We start from the raw sequence: 17,783 nt of genomic DNA on the forward strand, positions 1-17,783 counted from the left end.
ATGAGCGTCATTAATAACGCCTTGTCTGAATTGGCAAAGAAGAAATCAACAACTTCGATTGAAGCGGCCGTGGTACCTAAAATCCGCTCGCGATCCCCTTTGGTGTGGATAGCCGCGGGTTTTACTCTCAGTTTAGCAATGAGCGGTTGGGCTATCTCGCAAGGCCCTAGCGTCGACAGGTCAATATCGACTCGAGATTCACAAATCCAAGTGGCGCTTTCTGATAGCTCGGGAGACATACAGAATACGGCTACTCAAGCGATATTACCTCCCACCAAAAAGTTGGTGACGCTAGATTTAGTGAACCATTCTGTAGAAAAAGCAGCGACGGTAAATAGTGTTCAAACTAAGGCTGTTTCATTTGATGTGGCAGATACCGCTCAAACAACACAGCACCAAACATTACAACGCCAAACGGCACTTAAACCTTTGAATGCGTCAAAAACAAATAAGCCAGCAATTCCCAAGCCGGTGTATGTTGCGAGTGTGACAAAAAACAACTCGACGCCTATCTCTAGTGAGGCCGAAGGCTCTGATAGCGCCGAAAATAGTGGCATGCTGATTGAACAAGTGAATCTGACGCATGAACAATTATCAAAAAATGCACAAGGGCGCGCTCAAAAAGCACTGGATGCGAGCGATCTTACTGGCGCGTTGAAAGGTTATGCCGAGGCGCTGCGTTATACTCCTCAAAATGAGGACGTTCGCCAGAAACTCGCTATTCTCTATTTTGGTAAAGGCGATACTCGTAAAGCCTACGAACTTTTCCAGTCGGGTATTAAGCTCAACACTAACAGCGAGAAATTACGCTTAGGTTTATCTAAATTGTTAGTTAAAGCAAATCAAGCAGAAGCCGCGTTGAGCCCATTAGTCCACCTGCCGCCGAACCCTACCCAAGATTATTTAGCAATGCGTGCGGCATTGAGTCAAAAATCTCAACAAGAAGATATTGCATTAGAGAGTTATCAAAAGTTGGTTGAGATCGATTCGGACAATGCTCGCTGGTGGTTAGGTTTAGCCATTCAGCAAGAGCGTCAACTAGATTTGACCGCTGCAAAACAATCATACCAAGGTGCCTTAACTAGAGTCGGAATCTCTTCTCAATCGCAGAGCTTTGTGCGTGATCGGTTAAACATACTCACTGTTTTAGAGGAGAACGGCGATGCAAATTAGATTAAGAAAAAGGCTTGGTGATTTGCTCGTCGAAGAGGGCATCATTAACGAAGCTCAAGTTGAGCAAGCCCTTGTCGTTCAGAAAAGTACTGGTCGTAAGCTTGGCGACACACTCATTGAACTTGGTTTCTTGTCTGAGCAACAAATGTTGAGCTTTTTGTCGCAACAACTTGCCATTCCTCTTATTGATCTTAGCCGTGCAAATATCGATGTAGAAGCGGTTCAGCTTTTACCCGAAGTACATGCTCGCCGCCTTCGTGCATTAGTGATTGGGCGCCAAGGCGATACGTTACGGATTGCAATGAGTGATCCTGCGGATCTATTTGCGCAAGAGTCACTGCTTGGCCAGTTAGGTGATTACGCTTTAGAGTTTGTGGTCGCTCCTGAAAGGCAACTGGTTGATGGTTTTGACCGTTATTATCGAAGAACCAAAGAGATCGCTTCTTTCGCCGAGCAGCTTGATGCTGAACACCAAATCAATGATGCCTTTGATTTTGATATAGCCGAAGAGGACAGCGACGAAGTCACCGTCGTTAAGTTAATTAATTCGTTATTTGAAGATGCAATTCAAGTGGGCGCTTCAGATATCCATATCGAACCCGATTCTAACGTCCTACGTCTTCGTCAGCGTATCGACGGTGTGTTGCATGAAACTTTATTAAACGAAGTTAATATCGGCTCTGCACTGGTACTGCGTTTAAAACTGATGGCAAACCTCGATATCTCAGAAAAGCGTCTTCCTCAGGATGGTCGATTCAACATTCGAGCGAAAGGTCAATCTGTCGATATTCGTATGTCGACCATGCCAGTTCAACATGGTGAATCGGTGGTGATGCGTCTGCTTAATCAATCAGTAGGTTTGCGTAAATTAGAAGCGTCAGGCATACCGAGTGATCTTCTGGTTCGCCTTCGTCATCAACTACGACGTCCGCACGGCATGATCTTGGTTACCGGCCCTACAGGCTCAGGTAAAACAACCACCTTGTATGGTGCTTTAAGTGAATTGAATGAACCGGGTAAAAAGATCATTACCGCGGAAGACCCGGTTGAATATCGTCTTCCTCGTGTGAACCAAGTTCAGGTCAACCCTAAAATTAACCTCGATTTCTCAACGGTTTTGAGAACTTTTTTGCGTCAGGATCCAGACATCATTCTTATTGGTGAGATGCGTGACCATGAAACCGTTGAGATTGGTTTAAGGGCTGCATTAACAGGTCACTTAGTCTTAAGTACGCTGCATACTAATGATGCCGTAGACAGTGCGCTGCGCATGATGGATATGGGAGCGCCAGGTTACCTAGTGGCGAGTGCTGTTCGAGCCGTGGTCGCTCAGCGATTGGTTCGTAAAGTGTGCACCGATTGTCAGGTTGAGGATGAATTAGATGAACCGCGCAAGCAATGGCTAAGCGTACGCTTTCCGAATCAAGTGGGTGTGCCATTTATGAAAGGGCGTGGCTGTCAAAACTGTAACCTAACGGGGTACCGTGGGCGTATTGGTGTCTTTGAAATGTTAGAGCTAGAACAAAATATGATGGATGCCCTTAGAGCCAATGATGCGGTTGGCTTTGCTCAAACCGCAAGACAGTCCAAAAATTACAAACCACTATTGGCTTCAGCTATGGAGCTGGCTCTGCAAGGTGTGGTGAGTCTCGATGAGATCATGCACCTAGGTGAGGGCGATGCTTCCGGTGCCACTGACCCAATTTATCTGTAGAGGGAAAGTGATATGCCAACATATCGTTATGTAGGTCGTCGCTCTGATGGCAGTCAAGTGACTGGTCAACTGGATGCGAATAACGAAGACCTCGCTGCTGAAAGCTTGATGAGTAAGGGGATCATTCCCACCTCTATCAAGCTAGGTAAAAGTGGCGGCTCTGTATTGGATATGGACGTATCTAGCTTGTTTTCGCCAAATGTCCCTCTTGAGGTGTTGGTTCTGTTCTGTCGACAGTTATACAGCCTGACAAAAGCCGGTGTTCCATTATTAAGGTCGATGAAAGGTTTGACCCAAAATTGCGAAAATAAACAGTTGAAAGCGGCGCTAGAGGAAGTCGTCGCTGAGCTCACCAATGGTCGTGGATTAGCGGCATCGATGCAGATGCACCCCAAGGCATTCAGTCCATTGTTTGTATCGATGATTGGTGTTGGTGAAAATACGGGTCGTTTAGATCAGGCTCTATTACAACTTGCTGGGTATTATGAACAAGAGGTAGAGACTCGTAAGCGAATCAAGACCGCGATGCGTTATCCAACCTTCGTGATCAGCTTTATCTTGATCGCAATGTTCATTCTTAACATCAAGGTAATTCCACAGTTCTCTAGCATGTTCGCCCGTTTCGGGGTCGATCTTCCGCTGCCTACTCGTATCTTGATTGGTATGTCGGAGTTTTTTGTCAATTACTGGGGCCTAATGCTCGGCGTGATCTTTGGCCTTATCTTTGCTTTTAAAGCCTGGGTTAAGACAGATAAAGGGCTAGAGAAGTGGGATAAAATGCGCCTAAAAATACCGGTAATCGGCGGTGTCGTTAACCGAGCATTGCTGTCGCGATTTTCACGTACCTTTGCATTGATGCTCAAAGCGGGTGTACCACTAAACCAATCGTTAGCTTTGTCGGCTGAAGCCTTAGATAACCGCTTTCTTGAGCTCAGAGTTCAAGCCATGAAATCGGCCATAGAGGCGGGTAGTACGGTTTCGTCAACGGCGATTAATAGCGAGGTTTTTACACCTTTGGTGATACAAATGATTTCAGTGGGTGAAGAAACCGGTCGTATTGATGAGCTGTTGCTTGAAGTGTCTGATTACTATGATCGAGAAGTCGATTATGACTTAAAAACATTAACCGCTCGAATCGAACCCATTTTGTTGGTCATCGTTGCCGGTATGGTGTTGGTTTTAGCTCTGGGTATCTTCCTACCAATGTGGGGAATGTTGGATGCAATCAAAGGCTAATCAATGATAAATAACCTACAGCGCTCACGTTTTGCTGTCTGGAGTGTGGTTATTCTTTTTCTGATTGTAGGGTTGCTCTCTGCGTGGAAAACGGTGGAAGAAGAAGCGGCCAACACTGCATTGATCGTGGCGAGTAAACGAATTGTAGAGCAAGCCAATTTGTACAAACAACAGTATTTGTTGAAGGGAAATAAGCAAAAAAACAGCTCCGAACAATCAAAGGTTTATAGTCAGACGGGATGGCTTATGCCGATTCAAGGCGAGTCGCGAGATTGCCGTTATTGGTTGGATCAATTATATCCCCAAGAGAGCATTTTAGGGCTAAGCTCTCCAAGTATTGAAGATAAAAGTGATAACATACAGTTTCATTGTCGTTATCATTATAGTGAACAGTATCAGATAGATATATTACTTAAAAAAGAACGATTTAGTGTTAAAGCCAATATTTTGGCTTTGTGAATATATTGACACTGTTTTTATGGTTTTATACGTGTGCAAATGTATAATGCGCGTTAGTGATTAGATGGGTAGGTAGAAAATGCTTAAAAATCAAAAGGGTTTCTCCCTTGTCGAATTAGTTGTCGTAATTGTCGTTGTTGGTTTATTGGCAGTGGCTGCCTTGCCTCGCTTCTTAGATGTGACTGATGAGGCTAAAAAATCAAGTATTGAGGGCGTTGCGGGTGGTTTTGCAACCGCAGTGTTATCAGCAAGAGCGCAATGGGAAGCCGAAGCAAGACCCTCAGAGAAGATCGGTGCTGAAACATACAATACTGTAGATTATGATGGTGTTGATTTTTGGTTAACAAGATCAAAGAACAGTAGCAATGAAGATACTGATTTTCGAGACGGCTACCCATGGACTTTGAATAGCGATTCTTCAGTCGCACCCGGAGATATTTCTTCTGAAACTTGTGCTGAATTAATGAGAAACTTGTTGCAGAATCCGCCAGAAGTTGGCACGGTTGATGAAATTGATGGCGATTCAAATTACAAATATTCAGCGCAAGCGAATTCTGGTGATGCAACCTGTACTTACATTCAATTAGAAGGTAATACCGAGCACCAATTTGTTTACGAAATTAAAACTGGTCGTGTGACCGTAACTTTGCAGTAAGTCTGCGTAAAATTAAACATAGAGAGAGAGCTAAACTATGAAAAGACAAGGCGGTTTCACCCTAATCGAACTAGTGGTTGTAATTGTTATTCTAGGTATTCTTGCTGTAACGGCGGCACCACGTTTCCTAAACCTGCAAGATGATGCGAAAAATGCGACTCTAGAGGGCTTAAAAGGTTCAATTCAAGGTGCATCTGGTATTATTTACGGTAAATCAGCTATTGCAGGTATCGAGTCAAATACATCTGGAGCCGTTAGTGCTGGTAATACAACAATTAATGTAGCATTTGGTTACCCTGAAGCATCGTCTACAGCTATTGCCGCAATCGTTCAAGGCATTGGTACTGATGAAGACTTTACGTTTATTAAAGATGTTACAGCGGGCACTATTGTAACGTTTGGTATTAAAGACTATAAAACTAGCTGTGTTAAATATACTGAAGCAAAAGATGCAAATACTCCCCCAGTGATTACAGTTACTGAGACAGCTGCTGAATGTACGGCGGCGCCATAGTTATTTGAAATTTGTTAAGGCCAGCACCTGCTGGCCTTTTTTCTATCTACAACACACAAATATCAAAACGATTCATATACATAACATCGTAAGCTTCGTTATCTTGTATAATCAGTATTCGCTAGGCAGTTAGAGGCTCATTATGGATAGCAGTCCCACATCCAAAGGCTTTACTCTGGTAGAGCTGATCATTGTTATCATTATCCTCGGTATTGTTTCCACTTTTGCCGCGAGCCGCTTCATTGGTACTTCTAGCTTTTCAGCTTTTACAGCACAAGAGCAAATTATCTCGGTGATTCGTCAGGTTCAAGTGAATCGAATTCAGACAAACATTCCCAACTTATACCGTTACTGTAATGACGCGAGCCGCCCTAAGCTTCAAAAACTTTGCCTGCGGAGCCGCATAACGATCAATGCTCGTTGTATTGGTAGCTCAAGCGGTTGCAGTGTCAGTGACTCTAATGTTCGAAGTGATGTAGTTGTAGCTGATCAAGTCTCGTTCAGTACTACACCTTCAGTGTCACACATTACGTTTGATCTGCTCGGTAACCCACTTGATACCGCAAGTCGTGGCGTGAGCATTTTGATTACTGCAGGGCAAAGCCAAGCCAATGTTTGTATTAACTCTCAAGGTTATGTACGTGAAGGGGCGTGCTTATGATTCGCTCACGTGGTTTTACTCTGATTGAAAGTATTGTGGTGATTATCGTGTTAGGCGTTGCGATGGTTACTATTACCAGCTTTTTAGTGCCTCAAGTGGCCAGTTCGGCCGACCCACAATATCAAAACCGCTCAGTGGCTTTAGGTCAGAGTTTGATGAACCAAATTTTGGCTCGTGGTTTTGACGAGCATAGTGATTTTGATGGTGGTTTGATTCGTTGTGGCGATGCGGGTGCGACCGCGACCGCTTGTTCAGTTCCAGATAAACTCGGAGTTGATGGAGCAGAGGCAACGCCTGCAGCTTTTACTGATGTCGATGACTATATCGGTTGTTGGTACACAGATACCACCGAGTCTGCGTGTGTTTCATCACCTAAGTATCCTCTCGCTAATATCCTAGATGAAAATATCAAAGACAGTTATGCCAATTTTCGTGTTGAGGTTTCGGTGTTTTATGATCAAAACATGGATGGAATTGATGATGAATCTATTGGCACAATGAAACGCGTTGAGTTACAGATCTTTGGTGGTAACAACCGTTATAGCTTGGTTGCTTACAAGGGGAATTACTAATGAAGCAACGTGGTTTTACCCTAATTGAAATGATTGTGACGATCGTGGTTGTTGGTGTGATTGGGTTGGCTATCGCTGGTTTTGTTGAATACGGCATGAAAGGGTATGTTGAGACTATTGACCGGCAGAAGGTACAAGTTAAAGGACAGTTTGTTGTCGAAAAGATGTCGCGAGAAATCAGCCATGCGGTCCCCAATAGTTTTGATTCGGACTATACTCCTGCATCGGCTTATGACCAAAAATGTCTTACTTTTTACGCCATAAAGTATTCGGGCTTCTATCACCTTGACGAAACACAAGGTGATCTTAATTTCATTATTGGACAAGACTCTCCAGTACTCAACGCAGACGATTTCCTAATTATTAACCCAACCAATTACTCCGAGTTTGGAGTGGATTCCGCTAAACGGATTTCAGTTTCGGGCTTGGTTTCAACAGCCAATGTATTTACCGCGCCTTCCGTTAACTTAAGTAGCCAGTCTATTGCTCAACGACATTATATTTATGATGGTAGTGATGCGGTGAGTTACTGTTTAGTGAATGATACTGTTCAGAATCAAGGCCTAATTCAACGTAATGGAATTACCGTTGCAGACAGTATCAATTATGCTAAAAGTAACTTCCACTACGAAGAACCAAGTTTGCAGCGTGGTGGTGTGATTCACATCGACCTCGTGCTTGAGCAAAACAGTGAAGTAAGCGTTTACCAACAAGATGTGCAGGTACTCAATGCGCCATAAAAAATCGTTTCAACAAGGCAGTGTTTTGGTTGTCGCCATATTTGTTATTGTGGTGATGGGCTTTCTTGCGACTTCTTTAGTGCAAGTACAGTGGTCAAATCACGATACCTTGACGCGTAAACAGCTTGGCACACAAGCTTGGTTACTCGCGCATTCTGCGAATGAGTGGGCACTTACTCAAGTTTACCCTTTGACAGTATCGCCAGCGGTTTCCACCAGTGTGAGTACTGTATGTAGCACTTTAAATGCCAATCAAGTGAGTAGTGGTATGTCGACTATTTGTTCCGTAGACCAATTAACCTGCAGTCAAATTGGTGTTTTGGATGATGTCGGTTTTTTCAAAATTGAATCAACAGCCATTTGTGGTTCAGGTATCAACCAAGTACAGCGTATTCAAGAAGTTTGGGTGAGGGAGTAAACGAATGAGTGCGATTAAACCTTATAATTTTTCAGTCTTAGCATTCTTGCTCTCTAGTCTGTCCTTTACCTCTATGGCAAAAGATTATTATGATCTCAATTACTGGTGGCACTTTGATTATTTATGCTCAGGAAATATAAGCATAAGTTGGGGGAACCCGAAACTTTATTCTTGTAATGGCGTATTTGAGGCGAACAATGCTTATATAAACGCTAATAATGGTTCAACTCTTTGGGCTAGTGGCGGTTTTAAGTTCGTCGATAGCGAGCTTACGAATAATAGCAATAAAGTTTTCTTAGAAGGTGGTGCCAACGGTTCTAGTTATTTTGAAAACTCAGACCTGCGTGCTGATATCGTTGTAAAAAATAAGGTGACAACTAAAAATTCGATAATTAGAGGTTCAGTATCCAACGTTAGTAATCATGAGATTGTTTTAGAGTCGGATTCATGGATTGCAGAAAACGTTGATGGTGGTACTAAAATTACTATCTCTGATTCTCAAGTTAATGGCAGGGTTACTAATAGAACAAATAATGAGATAGAAATAAAAGATGAGTCTGTTGTTTGGGGGCGTGTCGATGCGGGCTCAAAAATTACTATTGATGATTCCACCGTTAATAGTGATGTATCGAATCGAACTTTAAATGAAATAGAAGTAAAAAATGACTCTACAGTTCAAGGAGATGTCGACGGAGGAGCAAAAGTTACTATTGATGATTCTGAAGTGGCGGGTGACGTCTCAAATAGGAGTAATAACGAGATAATAATTACTGATGAATCTCGCATCGGTGGGAGCGTTGTTGCAATTGGACAGTTAAGTATTTCCGAGTCAGAGATCATTGGTAATATTGATAGTACAAATCATAATATTAACTTAGATGATGACACTGTTATTCGCGGAAATGCGACTGCCGCTAATAATAATTGGGCAACGATATACTTTAAAGATAATGACAGTGTAGTTCATGGCACTTGCCTGTATAGAACAGATCCAGTTGATGCATGTTCAGGAACTCCCCCTGTTAATCAAAACCCTCAATTCGAGTTTGGTACTCTTACGGATAACAATTGTACGATTTCATCTCCAGGGCCTGAGAACAAGCAAGTCGTGACTTGTACGCTGAATTTTAATAACACCTATGACATAGCGAAACCTAAGCCGCTCGTGTTTGTTATGCCAACCATTGATGCAAGCATATCCGTTAGGAGTAATGGGACAACAGAGCTTCCCTCTACAGCGTCTGTAATCAATACAACTTGGCAATCTGCGACAATAGTTCAAGAAATAGCCCCAAGCGCTAAGAAAAAGACAAATAATATTTCCTATTTAGATGCACCTATGAGTGGTCAAGGGGACCCTTTAAAAAGTAGTAACTATATTGACTATTTTGTTATCGAAGAAGGCGTTATCTCTTTAAATAATGGTGAAAGTCAAATTGTTGCAGGTCTTGTAGATACAAACACCGCCGCGTCTCAAATTCCTGGAGAAAGAAACAATGCAGATATTATTCGCTATGAGGATTATGGTTTAGACTCTTTTAATTCTAAGCCAGGAGTTTTGGTTCAACCTCAAACAAAAAATAACACATCAGCGTGGTTTACCGGAATGGCTCGCGGTGTGGGAGTTGAAAGCTTTTCCTTGGCATTAGAGAAATCTGAAGTCATCAAAAAGAACTCTATATCATCTAAAGAGAATGTAGCTTTTGTGGCTGGTGAAGGTTCAGGGTTTATTCAAGGTGCCCGTTTTTTCCTTGGCAATGCTGAAACAAGAGTTACGACTACATTGAGTGAAAGAGTCATTTCTCCAATAGAAATCGGTTGCAAAGAGTTTACTTCGATAGCTGATGCAGGGTTTGATGCTCCTCCGATCTTAGTTGCTAATAAGAACTCTCGTGACGGTAATAATGGTGGCTGGATTCGCCGTTGTGATATCACGAAAGATAAAGTTTACTTTATTGTTGAAGAGGATATGGATAAGGACAGTGAAAGGTCTCACGTTGCTGAAGATGTAGGCTTTTTTATGTTTGATCGGCCTAATGACATCGGTATTTGTGAGGGCTTCAATAATAAAAGTCCAGTACAAACATGGAAAGGTTCGAATGGGAGTTTGGAAATCAATGGCTCTCCCAAAATAGTAGGGGCGCTCAGGGATCGCGGGAATCGTTACGTAGGCTTTTTAAATTCGAATACCAATGACAGAACTGGTTCCGCTTGTGAAGGCCAGGAATGTTACGGCTTGGATGACTTACTTATCGATAAAGAAGCATTAGAAGATGTTCCAGACAACTTAGGTAACTCATTAGATATCCCTTACACCCACAATGTCACTTCCTTACCTATCACTGTTGGTGGTGTGAAGATTTACGAATATGACAGCATCTCAATTGGTACTGGTGCAGTGGTTGAAATAGAGTCTGGTAAATATAAAATTGGCTCACTTAATATCAATGGTACAGGTAAATTACGCGTAAAGAGTGGTGATACGGTTACGATCTTTACTAAAAACTTTTCTATTAACAATGATGGTTATGCTGGAATTCCAATTGTTCGTTGGAATGGTGATAAACCCGTGCTTGCGGGTGACACACATTTTAGGGTGAACGTATTACAAAATGGTGGCCAACTTGTCAGCCTAAATGGAAGTGGCACGCTGGTCGGTTTACTTTACAGTGAAAGAAATGTTGATATGAGCGGAGCAGCTAAAGTGTATGGTGCGGTATCTGCTAAATCAGTGAATATGTCATCAAGCGCTTTAATTCATGCTGAGACCAGCTGTATTGTGCCTGTTGATGACTATGAAATTGATATTTCCCCCGCAACCGATTTAGCTTTAATGTGTGGCGATGACTCCCCTCAATTTACTATTAATACCTCTAATAATGGTGTGGCGGAAAGTCTAGGCGTTACCGTAGGTATTACGCCAGACGCTGATGAATTCGACGTTTCTTTGCTAAAAGGTTCAGAAGCTTACCCGAATTATTTTTCTAATAGCGATGGTGAATTAACTTTAAAAGTTGTCGCTAAAGAGACTGCCAATATTGATTTTGACTCTGATTACACACTCACTGCAACATTAGTGGATGACTCTGGCAAAGAGGTTGAAAGTCAGTTTAAGTTCGTGCCGTTTAAATTCTCTTTAGTGGATGGCAATACTCCAACCAATCGTCTTGACGTTATTGCTGGGCAGGCCACACCTACGGTCACTAAAGTTTTAGCCTGTGACCTAGGTGATTCTATTGTGGTTGCCGAAAACTATGTAGGTGAAGCCGAGAAGGAAGTTACCATTGCTCATGAGCTGGATAGTTCGTGGAATGGCTCTGATGGGGTGTTAACTTACTTGCCTGAATTTGAAAGTGGTAGTGCTACAACTGACTTAACTGTTTCTGAATCAGGTCTTTTCAACGTCACTTTAAAAGACAGTAGTTTTGATTGTACTGGTTTCGCTGGCTGCCCCGAGGATGGGAATTACGATGTTGAAGGGAGTTTCTCTGTGTATTCTCGCCCGTGGAAATTTGCGATTTGTACTGATAATAACTCTGATGGTGATAGCATTGGTGGGGCTGCATTTGTTGCCGCTGGTGAGGCGTTTGATGTGTATGCTCGTCCAATCAAGCACACCAACTCATCTGATGTTTGTACTGATGATAATTTATTGACTAATAATTATTTTAAGTCGACAGCAAGCGTGCAAGTGACAACGACTTTAGAGACACCTTCAACGGCGGATTACCCAGACGCTGAGTTAGGGGATTTAACCCCTGAGATTCAACTAACTAAGCAAATTTCCCCGAATGATCAGACTAATAAAGGCTATAAATTCGAGAGTTTAAAATACTCAGAAGTGGGTAGCTTTAACTTTATTGCGACAGAGGCCGGTAGTTTTTATGGTTCAATTTTAGGTGGCTTTTCTGGTAGTAAATCGATAGGGCGCTTTTACCCTGAACATTTGACACTTATTAGCAACAGCTGGAACTATTCTAGCGACCACGATAGCTTTGCTTATATGGCACAGGGTATTTCTTTCAATTTTATCGTTGAAGCCCGCAATCGAGATAACGAACCAGTGACTAACTATGGTCTATTTGCGAGTTCGTTAAAGGCATCGCTTAAGCACGTAGCGATAAACGAAGAAGATGGTGCAGTTTTAAATACAAGGGTTTGGTTATCAGGAGGAAATGATGCGGACAGTACTAGTTGGGGAGAAGATGATTGGTCTTCGGCTCGTTTAACAATTGAAAATTTTGATTATGAATTCTTAAGGTTAGCTAGTGAAGATGGCCCGTACGATGACACTAATAGTCAATTTGGATTGTGGGTCAGTGATAAAGTTGATGGTGTAGATTTACAATTTCTAGATTTAGAAAATACTAATGGAGGCTATACCAATGGGACGAAGTTTAGTTTTCAACCGGATTTTAGATATGGACGAATGTCTCTAAAAGATGTGGGAGGCAATCAAGGTCGTAATATCCAAGTTCCATTAGAAGTTCAGTATTGGTCCGGAAGTAAATTTGAAATTAATTCTGATGATAGTGGAAGCCAGTTTAACGGTAGTGATTACTGTGTGACTAAAATTTGGGATGAGTCTGATGCTACAGATGCCAAACTAACTAGCGATACAGATGATAATGAAAGTGACGATACAGTATCAGTATTGAATGGGATATCAAGTGACCTTATTGCTAAACAAGATACCAGTCGTCGTGAGCAAGTTAGGCTATTTTTAAGGCAGGGTAGTTCACCAAGTGGAGCTACTTGTTTTGGAAGTGAAGGGACTCAACCTTGGCTCCAGTACAACTGGCGCCAGCTAGGTGATGAAGATCCCTCCACCGTCGTCACATTTGGTATCTACCGCGGTAACGATCGTGTGATCTACCGAGGTGAAAGTGGTTTAACAGGTCAGTAATAATATAATATTTGCCTCTTAAGTTAGGAATCTGTAAGAAATTGCGGGTTTCAGTCCATGTTTATACTTCAATGCCTTGCCGTGACAGCAAGGCATTGGTACATTTAGTGCAATTTTTGTCTTCTAATTCTTGCAGGATGAGCGAAGAATATGTTTAAAAAACTTCGTGGCATGTTTTCAAACGACCTATCGATTGATTTAGGTACCGCCAATACCCTTATATATGTAAAAGGCCAAGGCATTGTTCTTGATGAGCCTTCAGTTGTCGCTATTCGTCAAGATCGCACGGGATCGGCAAAAAGTGTTGCTGCTGTTGGTCATGCAGCTAAGCAAATGCTTGGTCGTACGCCTGGTAACATCTCAGCGATCCGTCCAATGAAAGACGGTGTGATTGCCGACTTTTACGTAACGGAAAAAATGCTTCAACACTTCATCAAACAAGTGCACGACAACAGTGTTCTTAAACCAAGCCCTCGTGTTTTGGTTTGTGTTCCTTGTGGTTCAACGCAAGTTGAGCGCCGTGCTATCCGTGAATCGGCGCTAGGTGCTGGTGCTCGTGAGGTTTACCTTATCGATGAGCCTATGGCTGCTGCGATTGGTGCTGGTCTACGCGTATCTGAACCAACGGGTTCTATGGTGGTTGATATCGGTGGTGGTACCACTGAAGTTGCCGTTATCTCACTCAATGGCGTGGTTTACTCATCTTCTGTTCGTATCGGTGGTGACCGTTTTGATGAAGCGATCATCAACTATGTTCGTCGTAACTACGGCAGCTTGATCGGTGAAGCGACAGCAGAGAAAATCAAACACGAAATCGGTTCAGCTTACCCTGGCGATGAAGTGGAAGAGATCGAAGTTCGTGGTCGTAACCTTGCTGAAGGTGTGCCTCGTAGCTTTAGCCTGAACTCAAACGAAATTCTTGAAGCTCTTCAAGAGCCTCTATCTGGCATTGTTTCTGCAGTAATGGTTGCACTTGAACAGTGTCCACCTGAACTGGCTTCTGATATCTCAGAAAACGGTATGGTATTGACTGGTGGTGGTGCACTACTAAAAGATCTAGACCGTTTGTTAACTGAAGAAACCGGCATCCCTGTTGTTGTTGCAGAAGAGCCATTAACGTGTGTTGCTCTAGGTGGCGGTAAAGCCTTAGAGATGATCGACATGCACGGTGGTGACCTGTTCAGCGAAGAATAATATTTAGTGTTAGGCTCTTTTCTTATCTAGTTTTATGTGAAGAGCCTAAGACCTTGTCTATAGGATCAAATGTAGCTCTAGGACCAAATATAGAATGAAGCCAATTTTTGGTAGAGGTCCCTCTCTACAATTGCGCCTGTTTTTTGCTGTAACTTTATCAGCCAGCCTTATGCTGGCTGATAGTCGTTTAGATGCTTTCTCAAATGTTCGCTATCTATTAAACAGCGTGGTTGCCCCTATTCAGTATGCAGCCAACTTGCCTCGCACTATGTTCGATGGTGTATACGACCGTTTTAGTACTCGTAAAGTGCTAGTCGAATCTAACCATAATATTAAACGAGAAGTCTTACGATTGAAGAGTGAGCTGATTCTGCTTGACCAATATCAAGAAGAAAATAAGCGCCTTCGTAAACTGTTAGGATCGCCGTTTATCCGTGATGAGAAGAAAGTTGTCACAGAAGTTATGGCAGTCGACACTTCACCATACCGTCATCAAGTCGTGATCGACAAAGGTCAGATTGATGGGGTGTATGAAGGGCAGCCGGTGATTAACGAGAAAGGCATTGTTGGCCAAGTGACGTTTGTTGCTGCTCACAATAGCCGTGTGCTACTGCTTATTGATGCAAATAACGCAATTCCTGTGCAAGTTATTCGAAACGATATTCGAGTGATCGCTTCGGGTAATGGCATGATGGATGAGATCCAGTTAGAGCACATTCCAACTAGCACCGATATCCAACAAGAAGATTTATTAGTGACGTCCGGTTTGGGTGGGGTTTACCCTGAAGGGTATCCAGTGGCGCATGTTTCTTCGGTCGACTACGACCCGAAACGCGAGTTTGCCGTTATTAAAGCGGAGCCTGTGGTGGAGTTTGATAAGCTCAGATACTTGCTTCTTGTATGGCCTGATGAAAACAAACAGATGAAAGCAGAGCAATCCAGCATTGAACAAGTATTGTTAGAGGGTGAAGATGGCCAATAGTGTTTTAAGAAGTAAAATAGTAATTGGCTGCTCATTTTTGATAGCACTTATTCTGCAAACTATCCCTTGGCCTGGTAGCTTAGATCTTTTTAGGCCATCTTGGTTACTACTGGTGACCTGTTACTGGGTTTTGGCTATGCCTCATCGTGTTAACGTGGGTAGCGCTTTGATTCTTGGATTATTGTGGGACCTCTTGATCGGTTCTACGCTAGGGATTAGAGGAATGATGATGGCAATTGTGATGTACATAATTGCGCTTAACTTCCTTGTCATTCGTAATATGGCATTGTGGCAGCAAGCCATGATCATTGCAGCGTTAACGGTGTTATTTGAAGTATTGATATTCTTTGGTGAATATTTGATTCAAGATGTCGTATTCAATCCATTGTCGTTATGGAGTGCATTGATAAACTGTATACTTTGGCCTTGGATGTTTTTATTAATGAGACGAGTACGTCGCCATTGGCATGTAAGGTAGCGTGACGATGGAAAAGAAGTCTTTAGTGTTAGCGTCTGGTTCCCCGCGCCGCAAAGAGCTGCTATCTCAACTTGGTTATGAGTTTTCTGTTCTCGTGACTGATGTGGAAGAGTGTAAACACGCTCAAGAAACCGCCGAAGAATATGTTAAGCGGCTATCATTGGATAAGGCTTTAGCCGCTTTGTCTTTGTTAGGTGCTAGTGATTCTGAAAAGCAGCATGTCGTTCTAGGTTCTGATACCGTAGTCGTCAGTCAAGGGCAGGTACTCGAGAAGCCTGCGGATTTTTCTGATTCTAAGCGAATACTTACTCAATTAGCGAATCATCGCCATCAGGTGATGACGGCTGTCTCTGTTGTCTCGGCTACACAACAAAATACAAAAATCGTTATTACCGACGTATGGTTTAAACCCCTCAGTGAAAAAGAAATAGAACAATACTGGGAAACAGGGGAGCCATGCGATAAAGCCGGTAGCTATGGGATCCAAGGTTTGGGTGGACGCTTTGTTACCCGAATCGAAGGTAGTTATTACGCCGTTGTCGGCTTACCTTTATTTGAAACGGACCAGCTACTGCAAGAATTCTTATAATTACAGATCTGAGGTGCACCATGAGTGCTGAATTGTTGCTGAACGTGACCCCGAGTGAAACTCGTGTGGCCATGATTGAAGGGGGAACTCTTCAGGAGATCCATGTCGAACGAGATGCTCGACGCGGCATCGTAGGAAATATCTATAAAGGACGTGTCAGTCGTGTTCTGCCAGGAATGCAGGCAGCTTTTGTGGATATAGGTCTTGAGAAAGCAGCTTTTTTACACGCCTCTGATATTGTTCCGCATACTGAATGTGTCGCTGAAAATGAAAAGAAACAGTTTCAGGTTCGTGATATTTCAGAGCTTGTTCGCCAAGGGCAAGATATTGTGGTTCAAGTCGTCAAAGATCCCCTAGGTACCAAAGGGGCCCGATTAACGACAGATATCACTCTACCATCTCGTTATCTGGTCTTTATGCCGGGCGCCAGCCATGTTGGTGTTTCTCAGCGTATTGATAGTGAATCTGAACGTAATCGCCTTAAGAAAGTGGTATCTCGTTACTGTGACGAACACGGTGGCTTTATCATCCGTACCGCAGCCGAAGGTGCAGATTCCAATGAGCTTGCACAAGATGCCGCGTTCTTGAAGCGACTTTGGCTAAAAGTGTTAGAGCGTCGTGGTAAGCACAAAGCACGCACTCGTTTGTACGGTGAGCTTTGCTTAAGTCAACGTATCTTGCGTGACTTTGTAGGGACTGAGCTGAGCAAGATCCAAGTCGATTCTCGTTTAGAATATGAAAACCTAAAAGAATTCACTTCTGAGTACGTGCCAGAGCTGACCGACAAGTTAGAGTTGTATGAAGGCGATAAGCCGATCTTTGATATGTACGATACCGAGAACGAGATTCAGCGCTCTTTGGATCGGAAAGTCGAATTAAAGTCTGGTGGTTATCTGATTATCGACCAAACAGAAGCGATGACGACGGTTGATATCAACACCGGTGCGTTTGTCGGCCGTCGTAATCTAGAAGAGACGATTTTCAATACCAACGTTGAAGCGACTCAAGCGATTGCTCGCCAGCTGCGTTTGCGTAACTTAGGTGGCATCATCATTATCGACTTCATCGATATGTTGTCTGAGGAGCACCGTAAGCGAGTGCTCACTTCTTTAGAGGCCGCGCTAGACAAAGATCGTGTGAAAACCAATATTAATGGCTTCACACAGCTTGGTTTGGTGGAGATGACGCGTAAGCGTACTCGCGAAAGCATTGAGCATATTCTGTGTTCGAGTTGCCCTGCCTGTGAAGGTCGTGGCAGTGTGAAGACAGTCGAAACGGTTTGTTATGAAATACTTCGAGAGATCACGCGTGTGAACCGTGCCTACGACGCCGATAAGTTTGTTGTCTATGCCGCAGCGGCTGTTGCCGAAGCGTTAGAGGGCGATGAATCGCATGCGCTTGCTGAGCTTGAAGTCTTTATTGGCAAGCAAGTTAAAATCCAGGCTGAGCCTCTGTACATACAAGAGCAGTTTGATGTGGTTATGATGTAATG

At 43.1% G+C, this 17,783-nt stretch carries 16 protein-coding genes; all 16 read left to right on the plus strand.

What is annotated here, in order from left to right; genetic code table 11:
- Window positions 1–1,173, plus strand: coding sequence for a tetratricopeptide repeat protein (locus OCU50_RS01600; RefSeq protein WP_060467079.1), 1,173 nt, complete (start codon window positions 1–3; stop codon window positions 1,171–1,173).
- Complete coding sequence (mshE, locus tag OCU50_RS01605) at window positions 1,163–2,887, plus strand: MSHA fimbrial ATPase MshE (RefSeq protein WP_060467080.1); 1,725 nt, start codon at window positions 1,163–1,165, stop codon at window positions 2,885–2,887. Before OCU50_RS01600 ends, mshE begins: the two co-directional genes overlap by 11 nt.
- 12 nt (window positions 2,888–2,899) lie before the next feature.
- Window positions 2,900–4,123: a type II secretion system F family protein gene (locus OCU50_RS01610; RefSeq protein WP_060467081.1), complete on the plus strand. Its 1,224-nt coding sequence runs from the start codon at window positions 2,900–2,902 to the stop codon at window positions 4,121–4,123.
- A 3-nt stretch (window positions 4,124–4,126) separates the two neighbouring features.
- Window positions 4,127–4,582 (plus strand): hypothetical protein, encoded by a 456-nt coding sequence (locus OCU50_RS01615; RefSeq protein WP_060467082.1) that lies wholly within the window; start codon window positions 4,127–4,129, stop codon window positions 4,580–4,582.
- Window positions 4,583–4,661: 79 nt separating this feature from the next.
- Window positions 4,662–5,237 carry a prepilin-type N-terminal cleavage/methylation domain-containing protein gene (locus OCU50_RS01620; RefSeq protein ID WP_060467083.1) on the plus strand — a complete coding sequence of 192 codons (576 nt, stop codon included), beginning with the start codon at window positions 4,662–4,664 and terminating at the stop codon, window positions 5,235–5,237.
- A 37-nt stretch (window positions 5,238–5,274) separates the two neighbouring features.
- Window positions 5,275–5,751, plus strand: coding sequence for a type II secretion system protein (locus OCU50_RS01625; protein ID WP_060467084.1), 477 nt, complete (start codon window positions 5,275–5,277; stop codon window positions 5,749–5,751).
- Between the two features lie 142 nt (window positions 5,752–5,893).
- Window positions 5,894–6,412: a prepilin-type N-terminal cleavage/methylation domain-containing protein gene (locus OCU50_RS01630; protein ID WP_060467085.1), complete on the plus strand. Its 519-nt coding sequence runs from the start codon at window positions 5,894–5,896 to the stop codon at window positions 6,410–6,412.
- On the plus strand, window positions 6,409–6,984 hold the full coding sequence (locus OCU50_RS01635; protein ID WP_060467086.1) for a type IV pilus modification PilV family protein: 576 nt from the start codon (window positions 6,409–6,411) through the stop codon (window positions 6,982–6,984). The genes OCU50_RS01630 and OCU50_RS01635 overlap by 4 nt, the downstream gene beginning before the upstream one ends.
- Window positions 6,984–7,724, plus strand: a complete 741-nt coding sequence (locus OCU50_RS01640; RefSeq protein WP_060467087.1) for a prepilin-type N-terminal cleavage/methylation domain-containing protein — start codon at window positions 6,984–6,986, stop codon at window positions 7,722–7,724. The genes OCU50_RS01635 and OCU50_RS01640 overlap by 1 nt, the downstream gene beginning before the upstream one ends.
- A complete protein-coding gene (locus tag OCU50_RS01645; RefSeq protein WP_060467088.1) occupies window positions 7,714–8,142 on the plus strand; it encodes a hypothetical protein in 429 nt (142 codons plus the stop codon). Before OCU50_RS01640 ends, OCU50_RS01645 begins: the two co-directional genes overlap by 11 nt.
- Window positions 8,143–8,146: 4 nt before the next feature.
- Window positions 8,147–13,048, plus strand: a complete 4,902-nt coding sequence (locus tag OCU50_RS01650; RefSeq protein WP_060467089.1) for a DUF6701 domain-containing protein — start codon at window positions 8,147–8,149, stop codon at window positions 13,046–13,048.
- Between the two features lie 150 nt (window positions 13,049–13,198).
- Window positions 13,199–14,242: a rod shape-determining protein gene (locus OCU50_RS01655; RefSeq protein WP_017055947.1), complete on the plus strand. Its 1,044-nt coding sequence runs from the start codon at window positions 13,199–13,201 to the stop codon at window positions 14,240–14,242.
- A gap of 94 nt (window positions 14,243–14,336) precedes the next feature.
- Complete coding sequence (gene mreC / locus OCU50_RS01660; protein WP_017055948.1) at window positions 14,337–15,224, plus strand: rod shape-determining protein MreC; 888 nt, start codon at window positions 14,337–14,339, stop codon at window positions 15,222–15,224.
- Window positions 15,214–15,702 (plus strand): rod shape-determining protein MreD, encoded by a 489-nt coding sequence (gene mreD, locus OCU50_RS01665; protein ID WP_060467090.1) that lies wholly within the window; start codon window positions 15,214–15,216, stop codon window positions 15,700–15,702. Before mreC ends, mreD begins: the two co-directional genes overlap by 11 nt.
- 7 nt (window positions 15,703–15,709) lie before the next feature.
- Window positions 15,710–16,291: a Maf family protein gene (locus OCU50_RS01670; protein ID WP_060467091.1), complete on the plus strand. Its 582-nt coding sequence runs from the start codon at window positions 15,710–15,712 to the stop codon at window positions 16,289–16,291.
- 20 nt (window positions 16,292–16,311) lie between these two features.
- Window positions 16,312–17,781: a ribonuclease G gene (rng, locus tag OCU50_RS01675; RefSeq protein ID WP_060467092.1), complete on the plus strand. Its 1,470-nt coding sequence runs from the start codon at window positions 16,312–16,314 to the stop codon at window positions 17,779–17,781.
- Window positions 17,782–17,783 lie beyond the last annotated feature (2 nt).

Source organism: Vibrio toranzoniae, assembly GCF_024347655.1.
GTDB lineage: Bacteria > Pseudomonadota > Gammaproteobacteria > Enterobacterales > Vibrionaceae > Vibrio > Vibrio toranzoniae.

Excerpts from the sequence above, each read along its gene's own strand:
- OCU50_RS01600 (WP_060467079.1), top strand. The coding sequence starts at position 1 with ATGAGCGTCATTAATAACGCCTTGTCTGAATTGGCAAAGAAGAAATCA.
- mshE (WP_060467080.1), top strand. The coding sequence starts at position 1,163 with ATGCAAATTAGATTAAGAAAAAGGCTTGGTGATTTGCTCGTCGAAGAG.
- OCU50_RS01610 (WP_060467081.1), top strand. The coding sequence starts at position 2,900 with ATGCCAACATATCGTTATGTAGGTCGTCGCTCTGATGGCAGTCAAGTG.
- OCU50_RS01615 (WP_060467082.1), top strand. The coding sequence starts at position 4,127 with ATGATAAATAACCTACAGCGCTCACGTTTTGCTGTCTGGAGTGTGGTT.
- OCU50_RS01620 (WP_060467083.1), top strand. The coding sequence starts at position 4,662 with ATGCTTAAAAATCAAAAGGGTTTCTCCCTTGTCGAATTAGTTGTCGTA.
- OCU50_RS01625 (WP_060467084.1), top strand. The coding sequence starts at position 5,275 with ATGAAAAGACAAGGCGGTTTCACCCTAATCGAACTAGTGGTTGTAATT.
- OCU50_RS01630 (WP_060467085.1), top strand. The coding sequence starts at position 5,894 with ATGGATAGCAGTCCCACATCCAAAGGCTTTACTCTGGTAGAGCTGATC.
- OCU50_RS01635 (WP_060467086.1), top strand. The coding sequence starts at position 6,409 with ATGATTCGCTCACGTGGTTTTACTCTGATTGAAAGTATTGTGGTGATT.
- OCU50_RS01640 (WP_060467087.1), top strand. The coding sequence starts at position 6,984 with ATGAAGCAACGTGGTTTTACCCTAATTGAAATGATTGTGACGATCGTG.
- OCU50_RS01645 (WP_060467088.1), top strand. The coding sequence starts at position 7,714 with ATGCGCCATAAAAAATCGTTTCAACAAGGCAGTGTTTTGGTTGTCGCC.
- OCU50_RS01650 (WP_060467089.1), top strand. The coding sequence starts at position 8,147 with ATGAGTGCGATTAAACCTTATAATTTTTCAGTCTTAGCATTCTTGCTC.
- OCU50_RS01655 (WP_017055947.1), top strand. The coding sequence starts at position 13,199 with ATGTTTAAAAAACTTCGTGGCATGTTTTCAAACGACCTATCGATTGAT.
- mreC (WP_017055948.1), top strand. The coding sequence starts at position 14,337 with ATGAAGCCAATTTTTGGTAGAGGTCCCTCTCTACAATTGCGCCTGTTT.
- mreD (WP_060467090.1), top strand. The coding sequence starts at position 15,214 with ATGGCCAATAGTGTTTTAAGAAGTAAAATAGTAATTGGCTGCTCATTT.
- OCU50_RS01670 (WP_060467091.1), top strand. The coding sequence starts at position 15,710 with ATGGAAAAGAAGTCTTTAGTGTTAGCGTCTGGTTCCCCGCGCCGCAAA.
- rng (WP_060467092.1), top strand. The coding sequence starts at position 16,312 with ATGAGTGCTGAATTGTTGCTGAACGTGACCCCGAGTGAAACTCGTGTG.